General features: G+C 43.8%; 40 protein-coding genes. 9 read left to right on the forward strand and 31 right to left on the reverse strand.

Annotated features, from left to right (window positions below):
• Positions 1 to 17: 17 nt before the first annotated feature.
• A complete protein-coding gene (gene dbpA / locus VSA01S_RS15765) occupies positions 18 to 1,397 on the reverse strand; it encodes an ATP-dependent RNA helicase DbpA (protein ID WP_039980626.1) in 1,380 nt (459 codons plus the stop codon).
• Between the two features lie 157 nt (positions 1,398 to 1,554).
• Between dbpA and VSA01S_RS15770 the strand changes: the two genes are divergently transcribed.
• From VSA01S_RS15770 to VSA01S_RS15785, 4 genes are read left to right on the forward strand one after another with little or no spacing between them, the layout of a single operon-like run.
• Positions 1,555 to 2,007 carry a GNAT family N-acetyltransferase gene (locus tag VSA01S_RS15770; protein WP_039980627.1) on the forward strand — a complete coding sequence of 151 codons (453 nt, stop codon included), beginning with the start codon at positions 1,555 to 1,557 and terminating at the stop codon, positions 2,005 to 2,007.
• On the forward strand, positions 2,008 to 2,880 hold the full coding sequence (locus VSA01S_RS15775) for a DMT family transporter (protein ID WP_039980628.1): 873 nt from the start codon (positions 2,008 to 2,010) through the stop codon (positions 2,878 to 2,880). It begins immediately after the preceding gene.
• Positions 2,867 to 3,610: an AraC family transcriptional regulator gene (locus VSA01S_RS15780; protein WP_050567317.1), complete on the forward strand. Its 744-nt coding sequence runs from the start codon at positions 2,867 to 2,869 to the stop codon at positions 3,608 to 3,610. Before VSA01S_RS15775 ends, VSA01S_RS15780 begins: the two co-directional genes overlap by 14 nt.
• 57 nt (positions 3,611 to 3,667) lie before the next feature.
• Positions 3,668 to 4,144 (forward strand): DUF4405 domain-containing protein, encoded by a 477-nt coding sequence (locus VSA01S_RS15785; RefSeq protein ID WP_039980629.1) that lies wholly within the window; start codon positions 3,668 to 3,670, stop codon positions 4,142 to 4,144.
• 100 nt (positions 4,145 to 4,244) lie between these two features.
• On the opposite strand, the gene VSA01S_RS15790 is transcribed toward VSA01S_RS15785, so the two are convergent.
• On the reverse strand, positions 4,245 to 4,838 hold the full coding sequence (locus VSA01S_RS15790) for a LysM-like peptidoglycan-binding domain-containing protein (protein WP_039980630.1): 594 nt from the start codon (positions 4,836 to 4,838) through the stop codon (positions 4,245 to 4,247).
• A 255-nt stretch (positions 4,839 to 5,093) separates the two neighbouring features.
• On the opposite strand from VSA01S_RS15790, the gene bamJ reads away from it, so the two are divergent.
• Together bamJ and VSA01S_RS15800 are read left to right on the forward strand one after the other, a co-directional pair.
• On the forward strand, positions 5,094 to 5,714 hold the full coding sequence (bamJ, locus tag VSA01S_RS15795) for a BamJ family beta-barrel-assembly machinery protein (protein ID WP_039980631.1): 621 nt from the start codon (positions 5,094 to 5,096) through the stop codon (positions 5,712 to 5,714).
• A 191-nt stretch (positions 5,715 to 5,905) separates the two neighbouring features.
• Positions 5,906 to 6,391 (forward strand): DUF2780 domain-containing protein, encoded by a 486-nt coding sequence (locus tag VSA01S_RS15800; protein WP_039980632.1) that lies wholly within the window; start codon positions 5,906 to 5,908, stop codon positions 6,389 to 6,391.
• Between the two features lie 90 nt (positions 6,392 to 6,481).
• Here VSA01S_RS15800 and rplQ read toward each other — a convergent pair whose 3' ends face one another.
• The 29 genes from rplQ to rpmE form a co-directional block, all read right to left on the reverse strand.
• Positions 6,482 to 6,862 (reverse strand): 50S ribosomal protein L17, encoded by a 381-nt coding sequence (rplQ, locus tag VSA01S_RS15805; RefSeq protein WP_005383141.1) that lies wholly within the window; start codon positions 6,860 to 6,862, stop codon positions 6,482 to 6,484.
• 26 nt (positions 6,863 to 6,888) lie between these two features.
• The gene (locus VSA01S_RS15810) at positions 6,889 to 7,881 is read right to left on the reverse strand and encodes a DNA-directed RNA polymerase subunit alpha (RefSeq protein WP_039980633.1); all 993 of its coding nucleotides are present in this window, start codon (positions 7,879 to 7,881) and stop codon (positions 6,889 to 6,891) included.
• Between the two features lie 24 nt (positions 7,882 to 7,905).
• Complete coding sequence (rpsD, locus tag VSA01S_RS15815; RefSeq protein ID WP_039980634.1) at positions 7,906 to 8,526, reverse strand: 30S ribosomal protein S4; 621 nt, start codon at positions 8,524 to 8,526, stop codon at positions 7,906 to 7,908.
• 27 nt (positions 8,527 to 8,553) lie between these two features.
• On the reverse strand, positions 8,554 to 8,943 hold the full coding sequence (rpsK, locus tag VSA01S_RS15820) for a 30S ribosomal protein S11 (protein WP_001118870.1): 390 nt from the start codon (positions 8,941 to 8,943) through the stop codon (positions 8,554 to 8,556).
• Positions 8,944 to 8,961: 18 nt separating this feature from the next.
• Complete coding sequence (rpsM, locus tag VSA01S_RS15825) at positions 8,962 to 9,318, reverse strand: 30S ribosomal protein S13 (protein ID WP_005383154.1); 357 nt, start codon at positions 9,316 to 9,318, stop codon at positions 8,962 to 8,964.
• Positions 9,319 to 9,467: 149 nt separating this feature from the next.
• A complete protein-coding gene (gene rpmJ, locus VSA01S_RS15830; RefSeq protein WP_000868186.1) occupies positions 9,468 to 9,581 on the reverse strand; it encodes a 50S ribosomal protein L36 in 114 nt (37 codons plus the stop codon).
• A gap of 38 nt (positions 9,582 to 9,619) precedes the next feature.
• Entirely contained in the window at positions 9,620 to 10,954 is a 1,335-nt protein-coding gene (secY, locus tag VSA01S_RS15835) for a preprotein translocase subunit SecY (RefSeq protein ID WP_039980635.1), read from the reverse strand.
• Positions 10,955 to 10,974: 20 nt separating this feature from the next.
• Positions 10,975 to 11,409 (reverse strand): 50S ribosomal protein L15, encoded by a 435-nt coding sequence (gene rplO, locus VSA01S_RS15840; RefSeq protein ID WP_039980636.1) that lies wholly within the window; start codon positions 11,407 to 11,409, stop codon positions 10,975 to 10,977.
• 6 nt (positions 11,410 to 11,415) lie between these two features.
• The gene (rpmD, locus tag VSA01S_RS15845; protein ID WP_005379565.1) at positions 11,416 to 11,592 is read right to left on the reverse strand and encodes a 50S ribosomal protein L30; all 177 of its coding nucleotides are present in this window, start codon (positions 11,590 to 11,592) and stop codon (positions 11,416 to 11,418) included.
• Positions 11,593 to 11,599: 7 nt separating this feature from the next.
• Positions 11,600 to 12,103 (reverse strand): 30S ribosomal protein S5, encoded by a 504-nt coding sequence (rpsE, locus tag VSA01S_RS15850; protein ID WP_021708925.1) that lies wholly within the window; start codon positions 12,101 to 12,103, stop codon positions 11,600 to 11,602.
• A gap of 14 nt (positions 12,104 to 12,117) precedes the next feature.
• Positions 12,118 to 12,471, reverse strand: coding sequence for a 50S ribosomal protein L18 (gene rplR / locus VSA01S_RS15855; RefSeq protein WP_039980637.1), 354 nt, complete (start codon positions 12,469 to 12,471; stop codon positions 12,118 to 12,120).
• Between the two features lie 9 nt (positions 12,472 to 12,480).
• On the reverse strand, positions 12,481 to 13,014 hold the full coding sequence (gene rplF, locus VSA01S_RS15860) for a 50S ribosomal protein L6 (protein ID WP_039980638.1): 534 nt from the start codon (positions 13,012 to 13,014) through the stop codon (positions 12,481 to 12,483).
• A gap of 12 nt (positions 13,015 to 13,026) precedes the next feature.
• Complete coding sequence (gene rpsH / locus VSA01S_RS15865; protein WP_005450567.1) at positions 13,027 to 13,419, reverse strand: 30S ribosomal protein S8; 393 nt, start codon at positions 13,417 to 13,419, stop codon at positions 13,027 to 13,029.
• 29 nt (positions 13,420 to 13,448) lie between these two features.
• Positions 13,449 to 13,754 (reverse strand): 30S ribosomal protein S14, encoded by a 306-nt coding sequence (rpsN, locus tag VSA01S_RS15870; RefSeq protein ID WP_039980639.1) that lies wholly within the window; start codon positions 13,752 to 13,754, stop codon positions 13,449 to 13,451.
• A 17-nt stretch (positions 13,755 to 13,771) separates the two neighbouring features.
• Positions 13,772 to 14,311: a 50S ribosomal protein L5 gene (gene rplE / locus VSA01S_RS15875; protein ID WP_021708928.1), complete on the reverse strand. Its 540-nt coding sequence runs from the start codon at positions 14,309 to 14,311 to the stop codon at positions 13,772 to 13,774.
• 25 nt (positions 14,312 to 14,336) lie between these two features.
• Complete coding sequence (rplX, locus tag VSA01S_RS15880; RefSeq protein WP_039980640.1) at positions 14,337 to 14,654, reverse strand: 50S ribosomal protein L24; 318 nt, start codon at positions 14,652 to 14,654, stop codon at positions 14,337 to 14,339.
• Between the two features lie 13 nt (positions 14,655 to 14,667).
• A complete protein-coding gene (gene rplN / locus VSA01S_RS15885; protein ID WP_004410450.1) occupies positions 14,668 to 15,039 on the reverse strand; it encodes a 50S ribosomal protein L14 in 372 nt (123 codons plus the stop codon).
• Between the two features lie 165 nt (positions 15,040 to 15,204).
• Positions 15,205 to 15,459, reverse strand: coding sequence for a 30S ribosomal protein S17 (rpsQ, locus tag VSA01S_RS15890; protein ID WP_039980641.1), 255 nt, complete (start codon positions 15,457 to 15,459; stop codon positions 15,205 to 15,207).
• Complete coding sequence (rpmC, locus tag VSA01S_RS15895) at positions 15,459 to 15,650, reverse strand: 50S ribosomal protein L29 (protein WP_004410456.1); 192 nt, start codon at positions 15,648 to 15,650, stop codon at positions 15,459 to 15,461. The genes rpsQ and rpmC overlap by 1 nt, the downstream gene beginning before the upstream one ends.
• The gene (gene rplP, locus VSA01S_RS15900; protein ID WP_005379577.1) at positions 15,650 to 16,060 is read right to left on the reverse strand and encodes a 50S ribosomal protein L16; all 411 of its coding nucleotides are present in this window, start codon (positions 16,058 to 16,060) and stop codon (positions 15,650 to 15,652) included. Before rplP ends, rpmC begins: the two co-directional genes overlap by 1 nt.
• A gap of 11 nt (positions 16,061 to 16,071) precedes the next feature.
• Complete coding sequence (rpsC, locus tag VSA01S_RS15905) at positions 16,072 to 16,770, reverse strand: 30S ribosomal protein S3 (protein ID WP_005435080.1); 699 nt, start codon at positions 16,768 to 16,770, stop codon at positions 16,072 to 16,074.
• Between the two features lie 18 nt (positions 16,771 to 16,788).
• On the reverse strand, positions 16,789 to 17,121 hold the full coding sequence (gene rplV, locus VSA01S_RS15910) for a 50S ribosomal protein L22 (RefSeq protein ID WP_005528535.1): 333 nt from the start codon (positions 17,119 to 17,121) through the stop codon (positions 16,789 to 16,791).
• A gap of 10 nt (positions 17,122 to 17,131) precedes the next feature.
• Positions 17,132 to 17,410, reverse strand: a complete 279-nt coding sequence (gene rpsS / locus VSA01S_RS15915) for a 30S ribosomal protein S19 (RefSeq protein WP_005435078.1) — start codon at positions 17,408 to 17,410, stop codon at positions 17,132 to 17,134.
• Positions 17,411 to 17,431: 21 nt separating this feature from the next.
• Positions 17,432 to 18,256 (reverse strand): 50S ribosomal protein L2, encoded by an 825-nt coding sequence (rplB, locus tag VSA01S_RS15920; RefSeq protein WP_039980642.1) that lies wholly within the window; start codon positions 18,254 to 18,256, stop codon positions 17,432 to 17,434.
• Between the two features lie 15 nt (positions 18,257 to 18,271).
• Positions 18,272 to 18,574, reverse strand: coding sequence for a 50S ribosomal protein L23 (rplW, locus tag VSA01S_RS15925; protein WP_039980643.1), 303 nt, complete (start codon positions 18,572 to 18,574; stop codon positions 18,272 to 18,274).
• On the reverse strand, positions 18,571 to 19,173 hold the full coding sequence (rplD, locus tag VSA01S_RS15930) for a 50S ribosomal protein L4 (protein ID WP_005435074.1): 603 nt from the start codon (positions 19,171 to 19,173) through the stop codon (positions 18,571 to 18,573). Before rplD ends, rplW begins: the two co-directional genes overlap by 4 nt.
• A 17-nt stretch (positions 19,174 to 19,190) precedes the next feature.
• Positions 19,191 to 19,820 carry a 50S ribosomal protein L3 gene (rplC, locus tag VSA01S_RS15935; RefSeq protein ID WP_039980644.1) on the reverse strand — a complete coding sequence of 210 codons (630 nt, stop codon included), beginning with the start codon at positions 19,818 to 19,820 and terminating at the stop codon, positions 19,191 to 19,193.
• A 14-nt stretch (positions 19,821 to 19,834) separates the two neighbouring features.
• The gene (gene rpsJ / locus VSA01S_RS15940) at positions 19,835 to 20,146 is read right to left on the reverse strand and encodes a 30S ribosomal protein S10 (protein WP_005392381.1); all 312 of its coding nucleotides are present in this window, start codon (positions 20,144 to 20,146) and stop codon (positions 19,835 to 19,837) included.
• 480 nt (positions 20,147 to 20,626) lie between these two features.
• Positions 20,627 to 20,845, reverse strand: a complete 219-nt coding sequence (gene rpmE / locus VSA01S_RS15945) for a 50S ribosomal protein L31 (protein WP_005429947.1) — start codon at positions 20,843 to 20,845, stop codon at positions 20,627 to 20,629.
• Positions 20,846 to 21,155: 310 nt separating this feature from the next.
• Between rpmE and priA the strand changes: the two genes are divergently transcribed.
• The 3 genes from priA to VSA01S_RS15960 all read left to right on the forward strand — a co-directional run bounded on the left by priA (position 21,156) and on the right by VSA01S_RS15960 (position 25,427).
• Entirely contained in the window at positions 21,156 to 23,357 is a 2,202-nt protein-coding gene (gene priA, locus VSA01S_RS15950; RefSeq protein ID WP_039980645.1) for a primosomal protein N', read from the forward strand.
• A gap of 200 nt (positions 23,358 to 23,557) precedes the next feature.
• Entirely contained in the window at positions 23,558 to 24,559 is a 1,002-nt protein-coding gene (gene cytR, locus VSA01S_RS15955) for a DNA-binding transcriptional regulator CytR (RefSeq protein ID WP_039980646.1), read from the forward strand.
• Between the two features lie 322 nt (positions 24,560 to 24,881).
• Positions 24,882 to 25,427 (forward strand): SPOR domain-containing protein, encoded by a 546-nt coding sequence (locus tag VSA01S_RS15960; RefSeq protein ID WP_039980647.1) that lies wholly within the window; start codon positions 24,882 to 24,884, stop codon positions 25,425 to 25,427.
• Positions 25,428 to 25,680 lie beyond the last annotated feature (253 nt).

A 25,680-nucleotide genomic window follows, 5' to 3' on the forward strand; every position in this document is an offset into this window, starting at 1 on the left:
ATTAAGTGAGGTTTAGCTTATTTCAGAATACGAGCTCGGAATTGACGCCCTTTCATTTTGCCATTACTGATGATCTGTAACGCTTTCTTCGCCACAGATTTCTCCACTGCAACATAGGAACGCATCGCCATTAACTGGATCTTACCCACCTGTGCGCCTGTGATACCGTTTTTACCAGTTAAGCAGCCTAGAATGTCACCTGCACGTACTTTCTGCTTCTTACCGCCATCGATGTTAATCGTCACCATTTTCGCTTGGTATGGCTGCTGGTTTGATTTCACTGGCAATGTTGCTGGCATTACATCCATCTCTAAATATTCTTCGATACGCGCGACACGTAAGCCATCTTTTTCACCATAGAAACTAAATGCTAACCCTTTACTCCCTGCACGACCAGTACGACCGATACGATGTACATGGACTTCCGGGTCGCGAGACAGTTCAAAGTTAAATACTGCATCAAGGTTATCGACATCGAGGCCACGTGCGGCAACATCCGTTGCAACAAGGATAGACACACTCTTGTTAGCAAATTGCACCAAGGCTTGGTCACGCTCTCGTTGCTCAAGATCACCATGAAGATCGATCACACTAAAACCTTTGTTATGTAGTTCATCGGCAACACTTTGTACTTCTTTTTTAGTATTACAAAATACCACAGCAGACTCTGGTTGATGGGTTAAAAGCAAATTGGCTAGGGCCTCATCTCGCGCTTCTGAGCCTTCAACCTGATAAAAGTACTGTTTAATACTAGAGGTATCATGCGTTGATTCAACTTTGATCATCTCAGGTGATTGCATAATGCGTTGAGCAATCTGTTCGATCTTCTCTGGGAATGTTGCACTAAATAGCAGGGTTTGACGTTGTTTAGGCGCAGCCTCAATGATGGCATCGAGTGCATCTTGGAAACCCATGTCCAGCATACGATCGGCTTCATCAAGCACCAAGGTGTTCAACTCATCTAAATTGATACGACCTTTATCTAAGTGATCAAGAATACGGCCAGGAGTACCAACTAAGATATGTGCACCATGCTCCAGTGAACCAATTTGAGGACCCATTGGCATACCGCCACATAAAGTCAGTACCTTAATATTGTGAATACCTCGACCCAAAGTACGGATCTCTTTCGCCACTTGATCGGCAAGCTCGCGCGTAGGACAAAGTACCAAAGACTGAACTCGAAAGCGCTTCACGTTAAGGTTAGATAATACACCAAGGCCAAACGCAGCGGTTTTACCAGAGCCTGTTTTACCCTGACCAATAACATCATGAGCATTTAAAATCGCCGGTAAACTCAACGCTTGAATCGGCGTCATATGTGTATAGTTCAATGAAGCCAGTGTATCGAGTAAGGCTGGATTTAACCCTACTTGGTCAAAAGTTGGTTTGCTCACGGGGAAATATCCTCAGGTGGTGTGAAAAGAGAGCACATTATCGCCAGATTTTCGGCGAAGGCCAGATAAAATTAACCATTGTTAATGAGTATGAGTACAAATAAGCGTAAAGTCGTCACAATATTGAATAACCCCTCTTATTCCTGGAGATACAACTATGCTGAACTGGGTACTTTTGCCTTTCTCTCAACTCACCAATCAACAATTGTATGAAATGCTTCGTTTACGTGTCGATGTCTTCGTCGTTGAACAAACATGTCCTTATCCTGAGCTCGATGGTAAAGACACCATCGAAGGTGTTCAGCATTTACTCGGCTATCAAGATGAACAACTGGTCGCTTGTACACGCTTGCTGCCCAGTGGTGTCTCTTTTGAGAGTGTCAGTATTGGTCGAGTCGCCACAAAGTTGAGTGCCAGAAAACAAGGTTTAGGTCATCAATTACTCCAACAAGCGCTGACTCATTGTCAAATACTCTGGCCTGATCAAAGCATTGAAATTGGCGCACAAAAACATCTTGTCGACTTCTATGCTCAGCATGGTTTTGAAGTCAGCTCTGATGTCTACCTTGAGGATGGCATCCTACACGTAAATATGCGTCGAGGAAGCTAGATGTCTTCCAATCATTTGGCGTTACTCTTACTGGTTATCGGTAACTTGGCAGCATCTTTGTCAGATGTTGCCGTAAAGCTAATTGAAGGCGGAATCTCACCATTTCAATACATGTTTCTGCGCCAATGTTTTACATTGTTACTTATTTTACCTTTTTATCTAAAACAAAAGCAGGGGAAGAAGGATCTTAAACAGGCTCCGATAACACTCATTCGAGCTCATCTTATTTTGCTAGGCAGTGGCTGCATGATGGTTGCTATCACTTACTTACCCTTAACAACGGCCAATGCCGTCTTCTATGCTGCACCACTTTTAATGCTACCGCTGTCGGTATGCCTTCTTAAAGAACATCCTTCATTAAGTAAAATATTAATGACCTGTTTTGGGTTCATTGGTGTATTAGTCGTGTTACGACCTACACAATTTCACTGGGCCGCTTTTTTTGCCTTAGGGACCGCGATAACACTTGCTCTATTCAATATATTAGTAAGACGTCTTCCTAGCGAACAAACTGTCGTGACGACATTATGGTGGACCACACTATTTTCGCTCCCTCTCTCTGCACTATTAGCAACGTTCTATTGGCACTCCATAACAGCAAGAGAATTAGCGCTTGTTTTGATCAGTGCGGCCTGTATTTTAAGCTATAATGGTCTAGCAGTATGGGCATACAAAAACGCACCTGCTGGAGACATTGCTTTTGCAGAATATTCTGGTTTAGTATTTGTCACAATATTTGGCATATACTGGTTTAATGAAATACCTGATCTTTTAAATATCATTGGAATGGTAATGATAATCATGCCAATAATACTCAAAAATACTATTTCCTCTCATAATAGGTTAGCAAAAAAGCGATATGATAGAGCATAATATAAAACATTATGAAATAGAGGGACGCTCGGATTATCACTCTCACCAAGAGCATCAACTAGTCTATGTACATAGTGGACTATGCGTTTCACGATCTGAGGGACAAAACTACTATGCTGTTAATGGCCAGGCACTTTGGATCCCTGCGAACGAATCCCACTCTGCAATCTTCTTTCAAGATTCTGACTTAAGCTTACTATTTTTCAATCAACCTCCGCCTAAACCATTGACAAATAAACCTTCCTTACTCAGAGTCAGTAATCTTTGGTCTCAATTAATGCATGAGTATTATCAGCATCACCTCAGTTTCGACTCAAATACCCGACAGGCTTATAACGTTGTACTGTGGAACCAAATACAACATTTTAGCCAAATACAAGAGTGTAAATCACATACTAGCCATTTCGATAAGCGATTGAATGCAATTATTCACTCTGTATGCCTAAAACCAAATAAAAATATTACCTTAAACTATTTCTCCAAACATTGTGGCGCTTCAGAGAGAACATTAAACCGACTTTTTTACAAACAGTTTAATCGTTCATTTGGAGACTGGCGAAATATGATCGTAATGGAACGTGCAAATCAAATGCTCAAGCAAGGTCGTAGTGCAACTGATATAGCCATCGAACTTGGGTATCAAAGCCTTCCAACTTTTTCCTCCGCACTTAAGCGTTATAACGCAAAAAATAATGGCACATATAATGATAGTTTTGTCATAAATCGATAAGTTATATTTTAGCAAGCTTTTATAATTCTACTTATGAATAGTAAGGGCTATAGTATTATGTTAAAAAGAAAAAAAACCACTCCACTTCTCATCATTACTAGCCTGCTGGTATTGGTATCAGGTGTAATGCTTTTCTTCGACATTCTGCCAAAAAAAGTAGTTTTGATGCATGAATGGATAGGCATAATACTCACAATAACTGTAATGAGCCATGTTCTGATGCATAAAAAATCTGTTTTTATGCACTTAAAACAAGGCAGTAATCTTGTGTTAATTGTCTGCGTCCTATTATTTGGTATCAGCATGTTACAACCCGAAGATGGCACAGGTAACCCGGCTGCAAACTTATTCTCTGCCATAGATAACGCTTCCATGGAAACCATTGCAACGTTAAAGCATATGTCATTTGAAGAAATAAAAGATGTGATGGAAATAAATCACATAGTAACGAATAATAAGAACGCTACCGTCATAGAAGTAGCTCAGAAAAATAATATTACCACTGAACAGCTTCTGATGTTGATTTTCCAATAAATACATTTAGTTGTATCAGAAAAAGAAAGACTCAATATATACCCAAGTACCTCAAGGCGCTTGGGTATATATACTTTGAAGTAACTGAGGTCTACCTCCCTTATTTACTTCGTGCAAAGCCACCGTCAGATAGACGGAAAAAAATCACTGATTCACCACTGTTTTCCAATTGTAGCATGTCAAGTGTGCCCGTTTTGGTTAGCTTAAAACGAATAAGCTGACCTTGTTTAATCCGGCTAAGAGGTTTATCGCTGCCTTCCACTTTAACCAGTGCATTGAGGTCAGACATAGGCAATTGAATGCTACGAAACACTTGGGCAAGCGTATCACCTGTTTTAACCGTGTAGGTTTTCCAAAGCGCAGATTTAGATTCAGATTCTTTGAGTGAACGTTGCTCACTGAGACTCTCTGCGTTCAACTCGATAGCCACGCGCTGAGTTTCCACAGGCGGTAAGGCCTTATCATCCGTCAATGCAGGTTGCGGCAAAACCAGCAATACCAAGACAAACGGGATCAACACCATCAATAGGCGTTGATGTAGCTTCGGAAGCCTCTGCCAAAAAGATACGATTGGCTGGCAACGACGATGCCAGAACGCTTTACTGCCTAGCGCTTTCCAGTCGATAGCTGTGAACTTTTGTTTCACCAATTCGACATAATCGACCTGCTGTTTTTTCTTTCTGCGACGATTCATTCTCATGGTTTCCTTAATATTTCTGATCTCAGTATAAAAATATCAACGCAATGAGTATATATTTTTTGCTAAAGTAAAATGTAATTTGGCGTAAATTAGCCTAAAAATGACCAAGATTAACCAAGCATATACCATCTTATCGCGTTTCTCGTCCGACATGATGGCTATGGTACACAGATTGAAGGACTATTATTTAAACCCTAGCCCGAAACTGATATGCTGTCTTTTTATTACTCCTAACGAGAGCGACATTCCATGTCTGAAACTAAATTAGAAACAGTAGAACAAAAAGCAAGCTACGGCATTGGTCTTCAAATGGGTCAACAACTTGCTGGCTCTGGCCTTGAAGGTCTTAATGTTGATGCGATTGCAGAAGGTATTGCGACAGCATTGACTGGTGATATGCCAGCGATCGAAATTGATGAAATCAACAAAGCATTACAAGAGCTACACACTCGTGCAGAAGCTGTTCGTCAAGAAGCAGCTAAAGTAGCAGCCGCAGACGGTGAAGCTTTCTTAAAAGACAACGCTCTACGTCCAGAAGTTAACGTTCTTGAGTCTGGTCTACAGTACGAAATCATCACTGAAGGTACTGGCGAAACCCCAACTTCAGCATCTCAAGTACGTGTTCACTACCACGGTGAGCTAACTGACGGTACTGTCTTCGATAGCTCAGTATCTCGTGGCCAACCTGCAGAGTTCCCAGTAACGGGCGTAATCAAAGGTTGGGTTGAAGCCCTTCAACTGATGCCTGTAGGTTCAAAGTGGAAACTATACATCCCACAAGATCTTGCATACGGTGAGCGTGGTGCTGGTGCAGCAATCCCTCCATTTGCAGCACTTGTTTTCGAAGTAGAGCTACTAGATATCCTATAATTGAGACTCACTTCAACATGTTGAAAAGCGGCGCACAAGCGCCGCTTTTTTTGTCTAAAATTTAAGCCAAATCCAAACGCCTTCGAATAACTATTATCGAATTCTGATATGTCCAACCTATTTTCTCACTCAAGTAGGTTTCCATACACATCACAATCCACTCAGACGATTATGAACCACATGGAGGGCTCATGCGCAAACTATCACTTGTTTTACCGTTATTGACTATGAGTATTGGCAGTGCACATGCATTTCTTGACAACCTTACGGAAAAAGCAGAGCAAGAAGGAAGTGGCTTAATGGATATGGTCAGTGACAAAATGACCACGGGAGGTTCACCATTGACTAATTTTTTAACCAGCCAACTACCAGTTTCCACTGAGCAAGCTGCCGGGGGAACCGGTGCTTTACTGGCTTTAGCTCAGAGTCAATTATCCGATCAAAACAGTAAGGAGCTCAGTTCACTGATCCCAGGTATATCTAAGTTAGAAGGTGCACAAAAACTTTTAGGTAACGTAGAAAACTTAGGTGCGGTAAAAGGTGCTTTCGATAAACTTGGCTTGAATTCATCTATGATAGGTCAATTTGCGCCACTAATTTTAGGGTATTTAGACAAGCAAGGGGCAAGTGAAGGCTTATTGAACTCTCTGACAAAATTATGGCAGCCGGGTGGTTAGAGAAGGATAGAAGAACGCTATCTTAGCAATGGCGAAAGCAAAAACAAAAAAGCCGAGCTAATGCTCGGCTTTTTCGTTCTTACGAACTGATTACTCAGCAGCTTCTTCAGCAGCTGGGCGATCAACAAGCTCAATGTAAGCCATTGGAGCTTTATCACCAGCACGGAAGCCAGCTTTTAGGATACGAGTGTAACCGCCCTGACGAGCAGCAAAACGTGGACCTAGTTCGTTAAATAGTTTTGCAACTACTTCGTTGTCACGAGTACGTGCAAATGCAAGACGACGGTTAGCAACACTGTCAGTCTTAGCTAGTGTAATCAAAGGCTCAACTACGCGACGCAGCTCTTTTGCTTTTGGCAAAGTAGTCTTGATAACTTCATGACGTACTAGAGAGCTAGCCATATTGCTGAACATCGCTTTACGATGTGAGCTGTTGCGGTTGAGTTGACGACCACTCTTACGATGGCGCATGACCTAATCCTTCTAACTAGTATCGATTAATCTTCAGCGATTGATGCAGGTGGCCAGTTTTCTAGGCGCATGCCCAGAGAAAGACCACGTGACGCAAGTACGTCTTTAATCTCAGTAAGAGATTTTTTGCCAAGGTTAGGCGTTTTAAGTAGCTCAACCTCAGTACGTTGTACTAGATCACCGATGTAGTGAATCGCTTCTGCTTTCAGACAGTTAGCAGAGCGAACTGTTAGTTCAAGATCGTCTACAGGACGCAGTAGGATTGGATCGAATTCAGGCTTCTCTTCCTTCTCCTCAGGAACACGTACATCACGAAGATCTACGAACGCATCCAATTGCTCAGCAAGAATAGTTGCTGCGCGACGGATGGCTTCCTCAGGTTCTAGAGTGCCATTCGTTTCCATATCGATAACAAGCTTGTCTAAATCAGTACGTTGTTCTACACGAGCTGCTTCTACAGCGTAGGCAATTTTGTCTACAGGGCTGTAAGTAGCATCTACGAGTAGACGACCGATTGGACGTTCATCTTCATCTGTATGGATACGGGCAGAAGCTGGAACATAACCACGACCACGTTCTACTTTAATACGCATTGCGATATCAGCACTGTCATCCGTTAGGTGACAAATAACGTGTTCTGGGTTAGCGATCTCTACATCACCATCATGGGTGATGTCACCTGCAACCACAGGGCCCGAGCCTGATTTGTTCAAAGTAATGAACACTTCATCTTTGCCTTCAGCAACACGCACAGACAACCCTTTCAGGTTTAAAAGAATTTCAAGAATATCTTCCTGAACGCCTTCTTTCGTACTGTATTCATGAAGTACGCCTTCGATTTCTACTTCTGTGACTGCACAACCAGGCATAGAAGATAGAAGAATGCGACGAAGTGCATTACCCAGAGTATGACCAAAGCCACGCTCTAATGGCTCAAGAGTTACTTTTGCGTGAGTCGAGCTGATTTGTTCGATGTCAACAAGACGTGGCTTAAGAAATTCTGTTACAGAACCCTGCATTGTGTCCTCTCTTTAGTTTAAACCTTACTTAGAGTAAAGTTCGACGATCAATTGTTCGTTGATGTCAGCTGATAGATCAGAACGCTCAGGCATACGCTTGAATGTACCTTCCATCTTGCCACCATCTACTTCAATCCAAGTTGGTTTTTCACGTTGTTCAGCAACTTCTAGAGCAGCTTTGATACGAGCTTGCTGTTTAGCTTTCTCGCGGATAGAAACAACGTCATTAGCCGCTACTTTGAAAGAAGGAACGTTTACAACTTTACCGTTAACTAGGATAGCTTTGTGGCTAACTAGTTGACGAGATTCAGCGCGAGTCGCACCAAAGCCCATACGGTAAACTACGTTATCAAGACGACCTTCAAGAAGCTGAAGTAGGTTTTCACCTGTATTGCCTTTAAGGCGAGCAGCTTCTTTGTAGTAGTTACGGAATTGTTTTTCTAGAACGCCGTACATACGACGAACTTTTTGCTTCTCACGAAGCTGAACGCCATACTCAGATAGACGACCGCGACGAGCGCCGTGTACACCTGGTGCGTTATCAATTTTACACTTGGTATCGATCGCACGAACACCAGACTTAAGGAATAAGTCAGTGCCTTCACGACGGCTAAGCTTCAGCTTAGGACCCAAATATCTTGCCATGATTCTTCTCCAATAGTCCTAGAAACGTTATACGCGACGTTTCTTAGGTGGACGACAACCGTTATGAGGGATTGGTGTAGCATCAACAATATTTGTGATGCGGAAACCAGCTGCATTCAGTGCGCGAACAGTAGATTCACGACCTGGACCAGGACCCTTAACCATAACTTCCAAGTTCTTTAGACCGTATTCTTTAGCCATTTCAGCACAACGTTCAGCAGCAACCTGTGCAGCGAACGGAGTAGACTTACGAGAACCACGGAAACCAGAACCACCTGCAGTAGCCCAAGCTAGAGCATTACCTTGACGGTCAGTAATGGTTACGATTGTGTTATTGAAAGAAGCATGGATGTGCGCAACGCCATCTGCAACTTGCTTGCGTACGCGCTTACGAGCGCGAGTTGGTTGTTTAGCCATTGTACTCTACCTTCCCGACTATTTCTTGATCGGCTTACGCGGACCCTTACGGGTGCGAGCGTTGGTTTTAGTACGCTGTCCACGTAGTGGTAGACTGCGACGATGACGAAGACCACGGTAACAGCCAAGGTCCATAAGACGCTTGATGTTCATAGATACTTCACGACGTAGATCACCTTCTACAGTGTATTTAGCTACACCATCACGCAGTTGATCGATCTGCTCTTCAGTTAGTTCACTGATCTTAACATTTTCAGCAATACCCACTTCAGCTAGGATAGCTTGAGAGCGAGTTTTACCGATACCGTAAATCGCAGTTAGAGCGATTACAGCATGCTTTTGATCAGGAATGTTAATGCCGGCTATACGGGCCATTATTCACTCCTAAGTGGTTCTATAAAAGAATTAGCCGCAGCAAAGCCCGTTATGGATACGCTGCGGGATACTACTTCTTTTGCACGCAAAAGGTAGGCCGAGAAATATACCCGACCTATCCTTCATTTTCAAGTAAAAATTTCTGCTAATTAGCCTTGGCGCTGTTTATGCTTTGGCTCACTGCAAATCACGCGAACGACACCGTTACGCTTGATTACTTTACAGTTACGGCAGATTTTTTTAACGGAAGCACGAACTTTCATTGCTAAACTCCGTAATTGAAACTGAGTCTACCGCCGGATTAACGGCCGTAGCCCTTCAGATTCGCTTTCTTCAACACAGAATCATACTGCTGAGACATCAGATGAGTCTGTACCTGTGCCATAAAGTCCATGATAACAACAACTACGATTAGTAGTGATGTGCCGCCAAAATAGAAACGTACGTTCCATGCGACCATCATGAACTCGGGAATAAGACAGATAAAGGTAATATACAGTGCACCTGCTAAGGTTAAACGTGTCATTACTTTATCGATATACTTCGCTGTCTGCTCACCTGGGCGGATGCCGGGTACGAATGCACCGGACTTCTTCAAATTATCAGCTGTTTCACGCGGATTGAAAACCAATGCCGTGTAAAAGAAACAGAAGAAAATGATTGCTGCTGCATAAAGCATAACGTACAAAGGTTGACCTGGACTAAGAGCCAATGACACGTCAGTTAACCAACTGAACGCGCTGCCCTCACCCCCTTGACCGAACCACTGAGCTAGTGTTCCAGGGAACAGAATAATGCTTGATGCAAAAATTGCTGGAATTACACCTGCCATATTTATTTTTAGTGGCAGATGAGAACTTTGCGCAGCAAATACTTTACGACCTTGTTGACGTTTAGCGTAGTTAACGACAATACGGCGTTGACCACGTTCCATGAAAACAACGAAGTAAATTACTGCGAAAGATAGTACAGCAATAAACAACAAAAGAAGTACATGCAATTCACCTTGACGCGCTTGCTCAATTGTTTGACCGATTGCAGATGGCAATCCAGCAACAATACCTGCAAAAATCAGAATGGAGATACCATTACCGATTCCACGCTCTGTAATTTGTTCACCTAACCACATCAAGAACATGGTACCGGTTACTAAACTTACGGTAGCAATAAGCGTAAACATGGTTTGGTTGATAACAACCAAATTATCGACCATGTTTGGTAAGCCTGTTGCAATACCAATAGCTTGGAATGTTGCAAGTACAAGCGTGCCGTAGCGCGTATATTGGCTTATCTTACGACGGCCTGCTTCACCCTCTTTTTTGAGTTCGGCTAACGCTGGATGAACTACAGTTAGCAATTGGACAACAATAGATGCCGAAATATACGGCATGATGCCCAATGCTAATATAGATGCACGCTCAAGAGCACCACCGGAGAACATGTTAAACATTTCAACGATGGTACCTTTTTGCTGTTCGAACAAATTGGCAAGTACAGCCGCATCAATACCAGGAATCGGCACAAAAGAGCCGGCTCGGAATACTAAAAGTGCACCAATTACGAATAATAAGCGCGACTTTAGTTCACTTAAGCCGCTCTGAGCACTACGAAAATCTTGTCCTGGTTTCTTAGCCATCTGTACCTCGTTCCTCGAGATTAATCCTCGATTTTACCGCCTGCAGCTTCGATTGCAGCTTTAGCGCCTTTAGTCACACGTAGACCTTTAACAGTCACAGCTTTGTTAATTTCACCAGAAAGAACAACTTTAACAAATACGATGTTCTTAGTGATGATATTCGCAGCTTTAAGGCTGTTTAGATCAACTACGTCACCAGAAACTTTCGCTAGTTCACCTAGACGAACTTCAGCAGACACTAGGCTCTTACGAGAAGTGAAACCGAATTTTGGTAGACGTTGTTTCAGAGGCATCTGACCGCCTTCAAAACCTGGACGAACACTGCCGCCAGAACGTGACTTTTGACCTTTGTGACCACGGCCACCAGTTTTACCTAGGCCAGAACCGATACCGCGACCTACACGCTTAGGAGCATGCTTAGATCCAGCAGCCGGTGCAAGAGTATTCAAACGCATTTCTGATTACTCCTCAACTTTAACCATGTAGTAAACCTTGTTGATCATTCCGCGAATACACGGAGTATCTTCAAGTTCTACTGTATGGTTGATTTTACGAAGACCTAGACCACGCAAAGTAGCTTTATGCTTTGGCAGGCGACCAATTGAGCTTTTAGTTTGAGTTACTTTAATAGTTGCCATTGTGTTCTTACTCCGAAATAGCTTCAACAGTTAGACCACGTTTAGCAGCAACCATTTCTGGCGACTTCACACTTCCTAAAGCATCAATCGTTGCACGAACGATATTGATTGGGTTCGTAGAACCGTATGCTTTAGATAGTACGTTGTGTACACCAGCAACTTCTAGTACCGCACGCATCGCACCACCTGCGATAACACCAGTACCTTCAGCAGCAGGCTGCATGTAAACTTTAGAGCCCGAGTGGCGACCTTTCACTGGGTGGTGAAGAGTGCCTTCGTTTAACGCGATCGTCGTCATGTTACGACGCGCTTTTTCCATTGCTTTTTGAATCGCAGCAGGTACTTCACGGGCTTTGCCGTAACCGAAACCTACACGACCATTACCGTCACCAACTACTGTTAGTGCAGTGAAGCTCATGATTCGACCACCTTTAACCGTTTTAGAAACACGGTTAACTGCGATTAATTTTTCTTGCAAATCATTCGCTTGAACTTGTTGTTCTTTAGCCATCTTCCAACCCTACCTTAGAATTTCAGACCAGCTTCGCGAGCAGATTCTGCTAGCGCCGCTACTCGACCGTGGTATTGGAAACCAGAACGATCAAATGCAACTGCAGTTACGCCTTTTTCAAGAGCGCGCTCTGCAACAGCTTTACCTACTGCTTTAGCTGCATCAACGTTACCAGTGTATTTCACTTGCTCACGGATCGCTTTTTCTACAGTAGAAGCTGATGCGATAACCTCAGAGCCATTAGCCGCGATAACCTGTGCGTACACGTGACGAGGAGTACGGTGTACAACTAGGCGAGTCGCACCCAGTTCTGCAATCTTACGACGTGCACGTGTAGCACGACGGATGCGAGATGCTTTCTTATCCATAGTGTTACCTTACTTCTTCTTAGCTTCTTTAGTACGCACATTTTCATCTGCGTAACGAACACCCTTACCTTTATAAGGCTCAGGCTCACGGTAAGAACGAATGTCAGCCGCAACTTGACCAACTAACTGCTTATCACAACCAGTAATGATGATCTCAGTTTGGCTTGGACATTCAGCTTTAATACCCGCTGGCAACTCGTGCTCAACTGGGTGAGAGAAGCCTAGTGTTAGACCTACAGCGTTGCCTTTGATAGCAGCACGGTAACCAACACCTTTAAGAGTTAGCTTCTTAGTAAAGCCTTCAGTAACACCAACAACCATGTTGTTAACTAGAGCGCGAGCTGTACCAGCTTGTGCCCATGCGTTAGCAAAACCTTCTTTAGGACCGAAAGTTAGGTTGTTTTCTTCCTGAGCGATCACAACTGCGCTGTTCATAACGCGAGTTAGTTCGCCTTTAGCACCTTTTACAGTGATTTCTTGGCCGTTTAGTTTCACCTCTACGCCAGCTGGAATAGCGACAGGTGCCTTAGCAACACGAGACATATTCTACTCCTATTAAGCTACGTAGCAGATGATTTCACCACCAAGACCTGCTTTACGTGCAGCGCGGTCTGACATAAGACCCTTGGAAGTTGAAACGATAGCAATACCAAGACCACCCATTACAGAAGGAAGTTGATCTTTCTTCTTGTAAACACGTAGACCTGGACGAGAAACACGTTTAAGTTGCTCAATTACTGGTTTTGCTTGGAAGTACTTAAGTGTAACTTCTAGCTCTGGTTTTGCTTCGCCTTCAACAGCGAAGTCAACGATGTAACCTTCAGCTTTCAGTAGTGCAGCGATTGCAACTTTAAGCTTTGAAGAAGGCATTTTAACAGCAACTTTGTTTGCTGCTTGACCGTTACGAACACGGGTCAGCATATCCGAAATCGGATCTTGCATGCTCATATGATTTACTCCAAATGATTAAGTGGCAATTACCAGCTAGCCTTACGAAGACCCGGAATCTCGCCTTTCATGCAAGCTTCACGAACCTTAATACGGCTTAGACCGAACTTACGTAGGTAACCATGTGGACGACCAGTCTGGTTACAACGGTTGCGCTGACGTGATGCACTTGAATCACGTGGAAGAGATTGCAGTGTAAGAACCGCATTCCAACGATCTTCTTCAGATGCGTTTACATCGCTGATGGTAGCTTTTAGCGCTGCACGCTTTTCAGCGAACTTAGCTACTAGCTTCGCACGTTTTACTTCACGTGCTTTCATTGAATTTTTAGCCATAACAGTAACCCTTCACCTTACTTACGGAATGGGAAGTTAAAGGCAGCCAGCAGAGCACGGCCTTCCTCATCAGTACCAGCAGACGTCGTAATAGTGATGTCTAGACCGCGTACTCGATCAACTTTATCAAAGTCGATTTCCGGGAAGATGATTTGCTCGCGAACGCCCATGCTGTAGTTACCGCGTCCGTCAAAAGACTTAGCGCTAACACCACGGAAGTCACGTACACGTGGAAGTGCAATCGAGATTAAACGCTCGAAAAAATCCCACATACGTTCGCCACGCAAGGTTACTTTACAACCGATAGGGTAGCCTTCACGAATTTTGAAACCAGCAACAGATTTACGCGCTTTAGTGATAAGTGGCTTTTGACCAGAGATCGTTGCCATATCAGCAGCTGCGTTTTCTAGCAGTTTCTTATCGTTGATTGCTTCACCAACACCCATGTTTAGGGTGATTTTCTCGATTCTAGGGACTTGCATGACGCTTGTGTAGCTGAACTCTTTGGTAAGTTCAGCGACTACAGACGACTTGTAGTAATCATGCAGTTTCGCCATAGTAGAACTCCAAATTACTTCTAAATTAGTTAGAAACGATTTCGTTATTAGACTTAAAGAAACGTACTTTCTTACCATCTTCAAAACGGAAACCGATACGGTCAGCTTTACCAGTAGCTGCATTAAAGATAGCCACGTTAGAAACATCGATTGCTGCTTCTTGCTCTACAATACCGCCTTGGATATTTAGTGCAGGAACAGGTTTCTGGTGTTTCTTAACAAGGTTGATACCTTCAACGATAACTTTACCAGTTGCTAGGACCTTAGTTACTTTACCTTTCTTGCCTTTGTCTTTACCAGCAAGAACGATTACTTCGTCATTACGACGGATTTTAGCTGCCATTTCTACGTGCTCCTTACAGAACTTCTGGAGCCAGTGAAACGATCTTCATGAACTTATCGCCACGAAGTTCGCGTGTCACAGGACCAAAGATACGTGTACCGATTGGTTGCTCAGTGTTGTCGTTCAACAATACGCAAGCGTTTCGGTCGAAGCGAATGACAGAACCGTCAGGACGACGTACGCCTTTACGGGTGCGCACTACCACCGCCTTCAGAACGTCACCTTTCTTAACTTTACCGCGAGGAATTGCTTCCTTAACAGTAACTTTGATAACGTCACCGATATGTGCATAACGGCGGTGAGAGCCACCCAGAACCTTAATACACATTACGCTGCGTGCGCCTGAGTTATCAGCTGCGTCCAGCATACTTTGCATTTGGATCATGTTAGTGCTCCGCTAAATTATAAAAAAACTAGACCCTCTCGGGTCGGGCTGCCTCTTTAAAAGGGACGCGAATTGTACCACCCTTTTTTGTGATTGGGTAGTCAAAAAATAAGCGGCTCCAAAAATAATTTCTTGGAGCCGCTTTTTACCTAAAAACCGTGAAGATTAAACCTTCGCTTTTTCTAGGACTTTTACCAATGTCCAAGACTTAGTCTTAGACAGAGGACGACACTCAGCGATTTCAACTTTGTCGCCTAGGCCACACTCGTTGTTCTCGTCATGTGCGTGTACTTTGGTCGTACGCTTTACGAATTTACCGTAAATTGGGTGTTTCACCATGCGTTCGATAGAAACAACGATAGACTTGTCCATCTTGTCGCTAATTACACGACCTTGTTGAGTACGTTTTACTTCGCTCATTATGCGCCTGCCTTCTCAGTCAAAACAGTTTTCACACGTGCGATATCACGGCGTACAGCTTTCAGAGTATGAGTTTGCTGTAGCTGACCAGTTGCAGCTTGCATACGCAAGTTGAACTGTTCACGTAGCAAATTCAATAGCTCAGCGTTAAGCTCTTCAACGCTTTTCTCGCGTAGATCTTGTGCTTTCATCACATCACCTGCTTAGTTACAAATGTAGTTTTGAAAGGCAGTTTACGAGCCGCTAGGCGGAACGCTTCACGTGCCAATTCTTCAGGTACACCACCCATTTCGTACATTACCTTGCCAGGTTGGATTTGGGCTACCCAGTACTCAACGTTACCTTTACCCTTACCTTGACGAACTTCAAGTGGTTTTTCTGTGATTGGTTTGTCTGGGAACACACGGATCCAGATTTTACCTTGACGCTTAACGTGACGTGTCATTGCACGACGTGCCGCTTCGATTTGACGAGCAGTTAGACGACCACGGCCAACAGCTTTAAGACCGAATTCGCCGAAGCTTACATCAGTACCTTTAGCTAGACCACGGTTACGACCAGTCTGAACCTTACGGAACTTAGTACGTTTAGGTTGTAGCATCTGTCGACTCCTTACTTACGGCCTTTACGCTGCTTCTTAGGCTTATCGCCTTTAGGCTCTACAGCGTTAGCTGCTGGCATACCACCTAAGATCTCACCTTTGAAGATCCAAGTTTTAATGCCGATCACACCGTATTGAGTGTGAGCCGAAGAAGTTGCGTAATCAATGTCTGCACGTAGAGTGTGTAGAGGCACACGGCCTTCACGGTACCACTCAGATCGTGCGATTTCAGCGCCGCCTAGACGACCGCTTACTTCCACTTTGATGCCTTTAGCGCCTAGACGCATTGCATTTTGTACCGCGCGCTTCATAGCACGACGGAACATAACACGACGCTCTAGCTGAGACGCGATGCTGTCACCAACAAGTTGCGCATCAAGTTCAGGCTTACGTACTTCAGCGATGTTAATTTGCGCTGGTACACCTGCAATTTTTGCTACAGCTGCGCGTAGTTTCTCTACGTCTTCACCTTTCTTACCGATTACAACGCCTGGACGAGCTGTGTGAATAGTCACACGGATGCTCTTAGCAGGACGCTCGATAACGATACGTGAAAGAGACGCTTTTTGTAGTTCCTTAGTTAGGAACTGACGTACCTTGAAGTCGCCGTCTAGGTTGTCAGCGAAATCTTTGGTGTTAGCAAACCATGTAGCATTCCAAGGCTTAACGATGCCAAGACGAATACCATTAGGATGTACTTTTTGACCCATTGCTTACTCTCCTAGTCTCTAGCGATCTGCTACAACAACAGTGATGTGGCTTGAACGCTTCAAGATACGATCCGCACGACCTTTTGCACGAGGCATAATACGCTTCATGGTTGGGCCTTCATCTACAAAGATTTTTGCGACATTCAGATCGTCAATATCTGCACCTTCGTTGTGCTCCGCGTTTGCGATAGCAGACTCAAGAACTTTCTTAACAAGAACAGCAGCTTTTTTGTTGCTGAACGTTAGGATTTCTAGAGCTTGGTCAACAGATTTACCACGAATTAGATCCGCAACTAAGCGAGCTTTCTGAGGCGAAATGCGAGCAAAGTTATGTTTAGCAATAGCTTCCATTATTTACTCCTTAACGCTTCTTAGCTTTCTTATCCGCAGCGTGGCCGCGGTAAGTACGTGTTGGTGCGAATTCACCCAGTTTGTGACCGATCATTTCTTCAGTTACAAATACTGGTACGTGCTGACGACCATTATGGACAGCGATGGTCAAACCGATCATCGTAGGGATGATCATTGAACGACGGGACCAAGTCTTAATAGGCTTTTTGTCTCCGCTTTCCACCGCTTTCTCTACCTTCTTCAGCAAGTGTAGGTCAATAAATGGACCTTTCTTGAGAGAACGTGGCATGGCGATTCCTCTTTAAATAGATTACTTATTACGACGACGTACGATGTACTTGTCAGTGCGTTTGTTCTTACGAGTCTTGTAGCCTTTAGTAGGCATACCCCATGGAGATACTGGATGACGGCCACCAGAGGTACGACCTTCACCACCACCATGTGGGTGATCAACCGGGTTCATTACTACACCACGTACGGTTGGACGTACGCCGCGCCAGCGTGAAGCACCTGCTTTACCAAGTTCACGTAGCATGTGCTCAGAGTTGCCTACTTCACCGATTGTTGCACGGCCTTCAGACAATACTTTGCGCATTTCGCCAGAACGTAGACGAATAGTTACATATGAACCGTCGCGAGCAACGATTTGAGCATACGCACCAGCCGAACGAGCTAGCTGACCACCTTTACCAGGTTTTAGTTCAACGTTGTGTACAGTTGAACCTACTGGGATGTTACGCATTGGTAGAGTATTACCAGCCTTGATTGGTGCATCTACACCTGACTGAATAACATCACCTGCTGCAACACCTTTAGGTGCTAGGATGTAGCGACGCTCACCGTCTTTGTAAAGAACTAGAGCAATGTTTGCACTACGGTTTGGATCGTATTCTAGACGCTCAACTTTCGCTGGGATGCCATCTTTAGTACGTTTGAAGTCAATTACACGGTAGTGGTGCTTGTGACCACCGCCGATGTGACGTACTGTGATACGACCGTTGTTGTTACGACCACCGTTCTTAGAGTTTTTCTCTAGAAGAGGTGCGTATGGCTTGCCCTTGTGTAGGTCAGCGTTAACAACTTTAACGACGTGACGACGACCAGGGGAAGTCGGCTTACATTTAACAATAGCCATTCTTAACTACTCCTGTTATTCCGCGCCGCCAACAAAGTCAAGATCTTGACCTTCTTTCAAAGTAACGTACGCTTTTTTAACGTCGCTGCGGCGACCTTGGCGTAGACCTTGACGTTTGGTCTTACCCTTAGTGATAAGAGTATTTACTGACTTAACTTCAACTTCAAAAAGCTTTTCTACAGCTGCTTTGATCTCTTTTTTAGTTGCATCTTTTGCTACTTTGAAAACGATAGCGTTCGTTTTCTCAGCAATCATTGTTGCTTTTTCAGAGATGTGCGGAGCACGTAGAACTTTTAGGATACGCTCTTCAGTGATCATGCTAGCATCTCCTCAACTTGCTTAACTGCTTCAGCAGTCATTACAACTTTGTCGAACGCGATCAGTGAAACTGGATCGATACCAGCAACATCACGTGCGTCAACTTTGTATAGGTTACGAGCAGCTAGGAATAGATTCTCATCTACTTCGCTAGTCACGATAAGCGCGTCAGTTAGCTCAAGCTCTTTTAGCTTAGCTACAAGCTCTTTAGTCTTTGGCGCTTCAACTGAGAAGTTATCAACAACGATTAAACGCTCTTGACGAACTAGCTCAGAAAGAATGCTCTTCATAGCACCACGGTACATTTTTTTGTTTACTTTTTGGCTGTGATCTTGTGGTTTCGCAGCAAAAGTAACACCACCTGTACGCCAGATTGGGCTACGGATTGTACCAGCACGTGCACGGCCAGTACCTTTTTGACGCCATGGCTTAGCGCCACCGCCAGAAACTTCTGAACGTGTTTTTTGAGCACGAGTACCTTGACGAGCACCTGCTGCAAATGCAACAACTACTTGGTGTACAAGAGCTTCGTTAAACTCACGTCCGAAAGTAGTTTCGGAAACAGTTAGTGCATCAGCACCTTTAACCATTAGTTCCATTACTTACTCCTGAGACGTTATGCTTTAACAGCTGGTTTAACGATCACGTTGCCACCTGTTGAGCCTGGTACTGCACCTTTAATAAGAAGCAGATTGCGCTCAGCGTCAACACGTACGATCTCTAGGTTTTGAGTCGTTACACGCTCAGCACCCATGTGACCTGCCATTTTCTTGCCTTTAAATACGCGACCTGGAGTTTGACATTGGCCAATTGAACCCGGAGCACGGTGAGACAATGAGTTACCGTGAGTCATATCTTGAGTACTGAAGTTCCAACGCTTAACAGCGCCTTGGAAACCTTTACCTTTAGATGTACCAGTAACGTCTACTTTTTTAGTTTCGTTGAATAATTCAACTGTTAGCTCAGCACCAACTGCGAACTCTTCACCGTTTTCCAAACGGAATTCCCAAAGACCACGACCAGCTTCAACACCAGCTTTAGCAAAGTGACCTGCTTCTGGCTTAGTTACGCGGTTAGCTTTCTTTGTGCCAGTAGTTACCTGAATTGCTGCATAACCATCTGTTTCAAGAGTTTTAACTTGAGAAACGCGGTTAGCTTCAACTTCAACAACTGTTACTGGGATAGAAACGCCGTCTTCAGTAAATACGCGGGTCATGCCCACTTTACGACCGATTAGACCAATCATTCTTCTAATCTCCCTTAACCTAGGCTAATTTGAACGTCAACGCCCGCAGCAAGGTCTAAACGCATTAGAGCATCAACAGTTTTTTCTGTTGGCTCAACGATGTCGATCAGACGCTTATGAGTACGAATTTCGTACTGGTCACGTGCTTTTTTGTTAACGTGTGGAGAGATAAGAACTGTGAAACGCTCTTTACGAGTAGGTAGTGGGATTGGACCACGAACCTGTGCGCCAGTGCGCTTAGCTGTTTCAACGATTTCCGCTGTAGAAGCATCGATTAGTTTGTAATCGAAAGCTTTTAGGCGGATACGGATACGTTGGTTCTGCATGAGACAGAGCTCCAATATTAGTAAATTACACAAACAATATCGCCACTCAAACTCGTTAGGACGAGAGAATGCCGATTGATTTATGTGAAACCGTAGTGTCCAAGATTAGGACACATTGTCAGTTAATTTTCGATTAACTACCCCTACATGCCAAAGTCACCTTTGGGGATAGTTTTTCCGAAGAAAAGATAGTCAATTGTATTAACCGCGAACATAAGCTGAGTCTACATTACCTTGTAAGTCCGAAGATTTACTCGCTCCTCACTGCTCATTGGTTCACAACTGGCTTAACCAGCGTGGGGCATTATACATATCACACTTTACTATGCAAGCATTGAGTGAAAAATAATCGCATAAAGTTTCTGTGTGATATGGTTATATCTATGTATTGCTTTACGTACATAACAAACCTTGACCCGCAGAAACACAAAAGGACGCCGTAGCGTCCTTTTTAAGCAAAAGTGGTAATTGCCTCGGCGATTACTTCTTGCTTGATAGTGCGCCGAAACGCTTGTTGAAGCGATCAACACGGCCGCCAGTATCAACGATACGTTGTTTACCAGTGTAGAATGGGTGACACTTGTCACATACGTCTAGGTGGATAGACTCTTTATCTAGAGTTGATTTGAACTCAAAAGAGTTGCCACAAGAACAAGTCGCGCTTACTGCTTTGTATTCTGGGTGGATACCAGCTTTCATGGGATAACCTCAATAGTAGGCCGTGTCGCTATACGAATCAAAGCCGTACACCACACGTAATTAATATAAAAATATGATACCGCATCTGCTTATAGCTGAAGCCATATCTTAAGGCGCAGTATGATAATGAATCACTGTGCCCTGATCAACATATTTGGCAATTATTTCGCCATTTTTTATCTTTTGTATTTTTCTACTTTTTATTCATTGAGCAAGCAGGTTGGGCTTATGAGATAAACTGTCTCTTCTTATCAAGCGCATCTTCTTATAAACTGTTTGTCTATTCCTATTTATTTAGCTTTAAGATTCTATGCGTCCAACCATCGCCAGAGTGGCTTTGCCAGTTCCGCTCGATAAGCAATTTGACTACCTTATTCCTGGGCATCTCTTCCCACTGATTGGTGGTCGCGTCTCTGTGCCTTTTGGTCGACAAACCTTAGTTGGCGTCGTCACCGCCTTAGTCGAGCACTCAGAATTTCCTCGAGAACAACTTAAACCACTTAAAGCGGTATTAGATTATCAGCCAATCTGGCCGGATAAGCTTTATGCTTTGCTTCATTGGTGCAGCCAGTTCTATCAATATCCACTCGGTGATACCTTACACAACGCAATGCCGGCCGCTTTACGTAAAGGTAAACCTGCAGATTTCGCAACTTTGCAAGAATGGCAAATCACGCCACTAGGCAAAGATAAACTGATGCAGGGCTTAGGTCGGGCAGTTAAACAACATCGTGCTTTACAAATGCTGGTCAATGGTTCGGTACCACACCAAACTTTCATCGACCAAGAAATTGGTTCCACCGTGCTTAAGTCTTTGCAAGACAAAGGTTGGGTCAAGCGCATAGAGAAAAAGCCAACGATTATTAAATGGGATCAACGAGTCGAATGTGATGTAGAAAAGCCCAAACTCAATCACGAACAAGCACTCGCGATTGCTAGCGTTAACAGTCAAACTGGCTTTGCCTGTTATTTATTAGAAGGTGTGACAGGCTCAGGAAAAACCGAAATCTATCTCAATCTTATCAAGCCGTTGCTCGAGCAAGGCAAACAGGCGTTAGTGCTGGTACCTGAAATTGGCTTAACTCCGCAAACAATTAATCGCTTTAAACGTCGTTTTAATGTGCCTGTTGAAGTCATCCATTCAGGCCTTAATGATACTGAACGACTCAATGCTTGGCTTTCGGCACGAGACAAAGCCGCCGGTATTATCATTGGTACGCGCTCAGCTCTTCTGACCCCCTTTGCTGAGCTTGGGATTATTATTGTCGACGAGGAGCATGACGCCTCTTACAAACAGCAAGATAGCTTACGCTACCACGCACGTGACGTAGCGATTATGCGCGCCCATAAAGAGCAAGTCCCGATCGTGTTAGGCTCAGCAACTCCTGCTCTTGAAACACTACATAACGCACTGACTGGAAAATATCATCACCTCACTTTAACTCAACGAGCAGGCTTGGCCGTCCCCACAACCAACAAAGTGTTGGATGTTAAAGGGATCTATCTTGAAAGTGGGCTTTCTGCACCATTAATTGTTGAAATACGTAAACATCTTAAAGCAGGTAATCAAGTGATGCTATTTCTCAATCGCCGTGGTTTTTCTCCTGCTTTAATGTGTCATGAATGTGGTTGGATTGCAGAATGTCAGCGTTGTGATGCTTATTATACCTTCCACCAGTACAGTAATGAGATTCGCTGTCACCATTGTGGCTCGCAGCAACCTGTGATCCATCAATGCCAAGGGTGCGGCTCAACCCAATTGGTCACTGTGGGTGTGGGCACTGAACAGTTGGAATTACAACTTGCCGAGCTTTTTCCTGAATACAAAGCAATTCGTATTGATAGAGATAGCACTCGCCGCAAAGGCAGCCTAGAGCAAGCGCTTGAATCAATCCGACAAGGCGAATATCAGATTTTGCTCGGTACGCAAATGCTTGCTAAAGGTCATCATTTTCCTAACGTTACTTTGGTGGCGCTACTTGATGTAGATGGTTCTTTATATAGCAGTGATTTCCGCGCTTCAGAACGATTGGCTCAATTATTCATTCAAGTCGCTGGTCGAGCAGGTCGAGCCAGCAAACCCGGTGAAGTCATTTTACAAACCCATCACCCTGATCACAGTTTACTGCAAGCCCTACTACAGAAAGATTATCGCCACTTTGCTATGACCGCATTGGAAGAGCGCAAACTCGCCCAACTACCACCGTATAGCTTCTTAACTTTATTTAAAGCAGAAGCGACCCACAGTGAATTGGTTGAAGATTTTTTACGCCAGGTTCGCTTTACTTTGGAATCAAATCCCCTGTTTGATGATACTTGTCTTGTACTCGGGCCAACACCATCGCCTTTAGCCAAACGCGCAGGAAAGTACCGCTGGCAGCTGCTGTTACAAACTCAACAGCGTTCATTAATGCAAAAAATATTAACCAGTGCAAAACCTGCACTAGAATTATTACCCAATGCGAAGAAAGTTCGCTGGAGTTTGGACATAGAACCTCAAGATCTCAGCTAGTTATCCGTGCAGCGGGGGGAAATTCGGCTTGAATGTGAGAAAAATCACACAAAGGTTATGGTTTTTGTTAAACAGGCCGTAACTTTCCCGCTAGAAATGAATAGACTATTCAAATTAGTAAAGTCTAAATAGAGTCGACTATAACGACTAGAGTCAAAAAACACGTCATTTTGGCGAATATTTCAAGAGGATAAATATCTATGGCGACAATGAAGGATGTTGCCCAGCTTGCAGGAGTATCGACTGCAACCGTCTCACGTGCATTGATGAATCCAGAAAAAGTTTCATCATCGACACGTAAACGAGTTGAAGATGCCGTTCTCGAGGCTGGTTATTCACCTAATTCCTTAGCTCGTAATCTACGCAGGAATGAGTCTAAAACCATTGTCGCGATAGTGCCTGACATTTGTGACCCTTACTTTTCTGAAATCATTCGTGGCATTGAAGATGCTGCTATGGAAAATGGTTACCTCGTTCTATTAGGTAGCGGCCAACAAAACAAGCACGACAATACTATAGTGAACCATGTGTTCACCAAACAAGCAGATGGGATGCTGTTGCTCGGTACTGATCTACCCTTTGATGTCAGTAAATCAGAACAAAAAAACTTACCACCAATGGTCATGGCTTGTGAATTTGCCCCTGAGCTTGAATTACCCACCATTCATATTGATAATTTAACTTCTGCTTTTGAAGCGGTCAATTATCTCACCCAGCTTGGTCATAAGCGCATTGCTCAAATATCAGGACCAGAGACTGCTGCTCTGTGCCAATTCCGCCAGCAAGGATATCAACAAGCTTTACGACGAGCAGGTATCGAAAAGCAAGAGAAATACAATGTATCTGCTGAATTTTCATTAGAAGGCGGCGTCAATGCAGCACGTAAACTTTTGGAGTTATCAAATCCTCCAACTGCACTCTTTTGCCACTCCGATACTTTAGCTATTGGTGCAATACAAGAGGCCAAACGTCTCGGCTTTCGTGTGCCTCAGGATTTATCGATCGTCGGTTTTGATGACATCCAATTCTCTCAATTTTGTGATCCTCCATTAACGACCATTTCTCAACCTCGTTATGAAATCGGTCGCCAGGCGGTCTTGATGATGTTAGAGCTGTTAAGAGGTCAAGAAATTCATTCTGGTTCTCGCTTACTCGATACAGAATTAATCATACGGTCAAGTACTGCACAGCCAGGACGATAGGATCGTATCAAGTTACATCAATGTACTTGGGAATTTGTAAGACTTAAGGTCTATTTAACTAGAGGAACGTGCGATACATACCTCACATAAAATAACTTTATTTCAAACAAATTTCACCTCGAAAGATAAACAGACTCTAGTAATATCTAGGGTCTGTGTTCTATAACTTTGCACGACCATAAGTTGAATATACTATCGTAGATGATATTTGTTACTTTCTATTATTTTTATCTAAACTAGGCAGATTCCTCTTAATAGGGTGTTCTCTGATGCTATTCTGGATTAACATATTTGACAGAACCCTTGATGACTAGAAGTAACCGTGGCAAATAAAGATTATGTAAGACGTGGGCGTGGCGCTCCAAAAAAGTCGCCACAAAAAAAAGTGTCCACAAAAAAACCTTGGCGAAGTGGCTTATTAGCAACACTTCTCGTTGGTGGATTTGGTTATGGACTCTATTTACTCAATAACGACCCTGAACCTCCAGAGCCCGCCGTTCAATCTCAAACGGCTTCCACCATCCAAGTAAAACCAGTCAAGGGATTGCCGCCTCCACCAGAAGAAAAGTGGGAGTACGTTGATAGCTTACCAAAGCGTGAAATTGAAGTCGTTGCTAAAGAAATTAAGGTTTCTAAGATCCCTTATATAATGCAATGTGGCGCTTATAAAAAACATAGCCAAGCAGAAGATCGTAAACTGGCCATTGCTTTTCAAGGCATTACCAGTCGAGTCGTCAAAAAAGCCGGCAGCTCTTGGTATCGCGTGGTACTTGGCCCATACAAATTCAAACGTGAAGCTGAAAAAGATCGCCATAAGCTTCAGCGCGCTAAAATAGAGCCATGTTCGATTTGGAAAGAGAATTTATAGGGGTTTAGGTCCTAGGGGCCTAGACATTATGCACGGTATGTTTTACCGACTTCGTTGGTTTATGAGCAAACTTTGTGAATACGGAATACAGAGCGCTTCACTTACGGAATACAGAATTTAAAAAACGTCATTCCAGCGAGCCGAAGCGAGACTAGGAATCTACTTGCAGCGAGTACTTAAGTTACGAATACAGAGTGCTTCGCTTACAGATAACGGAAAAAACAATAAAATGGAAACGTTTGCGCGTAATCCG

Origin of the sequence: Vibrio sagamiensis NBRC 104589, from assembly GCF_007990935.1 — a bacterium.
Taxonomy (GTDB): domain Bacteria; phylum Pseudomonadota; class Gammaproteobacteria; order Enterobacterales; family Vibrionaceae; genus Vibrio; species Vibrio sagamiensis.

What these genes read in the sequence shown, in the direction of transcription:
- VSA01S_RS15770 (WP_039980627.1), top strand. Translation starts at nt 1,555, where the DNA reads ATGCTGAACTGGGTACTTTTGCCTTTCTCTCAACTCACCAATCAACAA.
- VSA01S_RS15775 (WP_039980628.1), top strand. Translation starts at nt 2,008, where the DNA reads ATGTCTTCCAATCATTTGGCGTTACTCTTACTGGTTATCGGTAACTTG.
- VSA01S_RS15780 (WP_050567317.1), top strand. Translation starts at nt 2,867, where the DNA reads ATGATAGAGCATAATATAAAACATTATGAAATAGAGGGACGCTCGGAT.
- VSA01S_RS15785 (WP_039980629.1), top strand. Translation starts at nt 3,668, where the DNA reads ATGTTAAAAAGAAAAAAAACCACTCCACTTCTCATCATTACTAGCCTG.
- VSA01S_RS15790 (WP_039980630.1), bottom strand. Translation starts at nt 4,838, where the DNA reads ATGAATCGTCGCAGAAAGAAAAAACAGCAGGTCGATTATGTCGAATTG.
- bamJ (WP_039980631.1), top strand. Translation starts at nt 5,094, where the DNA reads ATGTCTGAAACTAAATTAGAAACAGTAGAACAAAAAGCAAGCTACGGC.
- VSA01S_RS15800 (WP_039980632.1), top strand. Translation starts at nt 5,906, where the DNA reads ATGCGCAAACTATCACTTGTTTTACCGTTATTGACTATGAGTATTGGC.
- rplQ (WP_005383141.1), bottom strand. Translation starts at nt 6,862, where the DNA reads ATGCGCCATCGTAAGAGTGGTCGTCAACTCAACCGCAACAGCTCACAT.
- VSA01S_RS15810 (WP_039980633.1), bottom strand. Translation starts at nt 7,881, where the DNA reads ATGCAGGGTTCTGTAACAGAATTTCTTAAGCCACGTCTTGTTGACATC.
- rpsD (WP_039980634.1), bottom strand. Translation starts at nt 8,526, where the DNA reads ATGGCAAGATATTTGGGTCCTAAGCTGAAGCTTAGCCGTCGTGAAGGC.
- rpsK (WP_001118870.1), bottom strand. Translation starts at nt 8,943, where the DNA reads ATGGCTAAACAACCAACTCGCGCTCGTAAGCGCGTACGCAAGCAAGTT.
- rpsM (WP_005383154.1), bottom strand. Translation starts at nt 9,318, where the DNA reads ATGGCCCGTATAGCCGGCATTAACATTCCTGATCAAAAGCATGCTGTA.
- rpmJ (WP_000868186.1), bottom strand. Translation starts at nt 9,581, where the DNA reads ATGAAAGTTCGTGCTTCCGTTAAAAAAATCTGCCGTAACTGTAAAGTA.
- secY (WP_039980635.1), bottom strand. Translation starts at nt 10,954, where the DNA reads ATGGCTAAGAAACCAGGACAAGATTTTCGTAGTGCTCAGAGCGGCTTA.
- rplO (WP_039980636.1), bottom strand. Translation starts at nt 11,409, where the DNA reads ATGCGTTTGAATACTCTTGCACCGGCTGCTGGATCTAAGCATGCTCCT.
- rpmD (WP_005379565.1), bottom strand. Translation starts at nt 11,592, where the DNA reads ATGGCAACTATTAAAGTAACTCAAACTAAAAGCTCAATTGGTCGCCTG.
- rpsE (WP_021708925.1), bottom strand. Translation starts at nt 12,103, where the DNA reads ATGGCTAAAGAACAACAAGTTCAAGCGAATGATTTGCAAGAAAAATTA.
- rplR (WP_039980637.1), bottom strand. Translation starts at nt 12,471, where the DNA reads ATGGATAAGAAAGCATCTCGCATCCGTCGTGCTACACGTGCACGTCGT.
- rplF (WP_039980638.1), bottom strand. Translation starts at nt 13,014, where the DNA reads ATGTCTCGTGTTGCTAAGGCACCTGTCGCTATTCCAGCTGGCGTAGAG.
- rpsH (WP_005450567.1), bottom strand. Translation starts at nt 13,419, where the DNA reads ATGAGCATGCAAGATCCGATTTCGGATATGCTGACCCGTGTTCGTAAC.
- rpsN (WP_039980639.1), bottom strand. Translation starts at nt 13,754, where the DNA reads ATGGCTAAAAATTCAATGAAAGCACGTGAAGTAAAACGTGCGAAGCTA.
- rplE (WP_021708928.1), bottom strand. Translation starts at nt 14,311, where the DNA reads ATGGCGAAACTGCATGATTACTACAAGTCGTCTGTAGTCGCTGAACTT.
- rplX (WP_039980640.1), bottom strand. Translation starts at nt 14,654, where the DNA reads ATGGCAGCTAAAATCCGTCGTAATGACGAAGTAATCGTTCTTGCTGGT.
- rplN (WP_004410450.1), bottom strand. Translation starts at nt 15,039, where the DNA reads ATGATCCAAATGCAAAGTATGCTGGACGCAGCTGATAACTCAGGCGCA.
- rpsQ (WP_039980641.1), bottom strand. Translation starts at nt 15,459, where the DNA reads ATGAGCGAAGTAAAACGTACTCAACAAGGTCGTGTAATTAGCGACAAG.
- rpmC (WP_004410456.1), bottom strand. Translation starts at nt 15,650, where the DNA reads ATGAAAGCACAAGATCTACGCGAGAAAAGCGTTGAAGAGCTTAACGCT.
- rplP (WP_005379577.1), bottom strand. Translation starts at nt 16,060, where the DNA reads ATGCTACAACCTAAACGTACTAAGTTCCGTAAGGTTCAGACTGGTCGT.
- rpsC (WP_005435080.1), bottom strand. Translation starts at nt 16,770, where the DNA reads ATGGGTCAAAAAGTACATCCTAATGGTATTCGTCTTGGCATCGTTAAG.
- rplV (WP_005528535.1), bottom strand. Translation starts at nt 17,121, where the DNA reads ATGGAAGCTATTGCTAAACATAACTTTGCTCGCATTTCGCCTCAGAAA.
- rpsS (WP_005435078.1), bottom strand. Translation starts at nt 17,410, where the DNA reads ATGCCACGTTCTCTCAAGAAAGGTCCATTTATTGACCTACACTTGCTG.
- rplB (WP_039980642.1), bottom strand. Translation starts at nt 18,256, where the DNA reads ATGGCTATTGTTAAATGTAAGCCGACTTCCCCTGGTCGTCGTCACGTC.
- rplW (WP_039980643.1), bottom strand. Translation starts at nt 18,574, where the DNA reads ATGATCACTGAAGAGCGTATCCTAAAAGTTCTACGTGCTCCGCACATC.
- rplD (WP_005435074.1), bottom strand. Translation starts at nt 19,173, where the DNA reads ATGGAACTAATGGTTAAAGGTGCTGATGCACTAACTGTTTCCGAAACT.
- rplC (WP_039980644.1), bottom strand. Translation starts at nt 19,820, where the DNA reads ATGATTGGTCTAATCGGTCGTAAAGTGGGCATGACCCGCGTATTTACT.
- rpsJ (WP_005392381.1), bottom strand. Translation starts at nt 20,146, where the DNA reads ATGCAGAACCAACGTATCCGTATCCGCCTAAAAGCTTTCGATTACAAA.
- rpmE (WP_005429947.1), bottom strand. Translation starts at nt 20,845, where the DNA reads ATGAAAGCTGGTATCCACCCAGAATACAAAGCAGTAAGCGCGACTTGT.
- priA (WP_039980645.1), top strand. Translation starts at nt 21,156, where the DNA reads ATGCGTCCAACCATCGCCAGAGTGGCTTTGCCAGTTCCGCTCGATAAG.
- cytR (WP_039980646.1), top strand. Translation starts at nt 23,558, where the DNA reads ATGGCGACAATGAAGGATGTTGCCCAGCTTGCAGGAGTATCGACTGCA.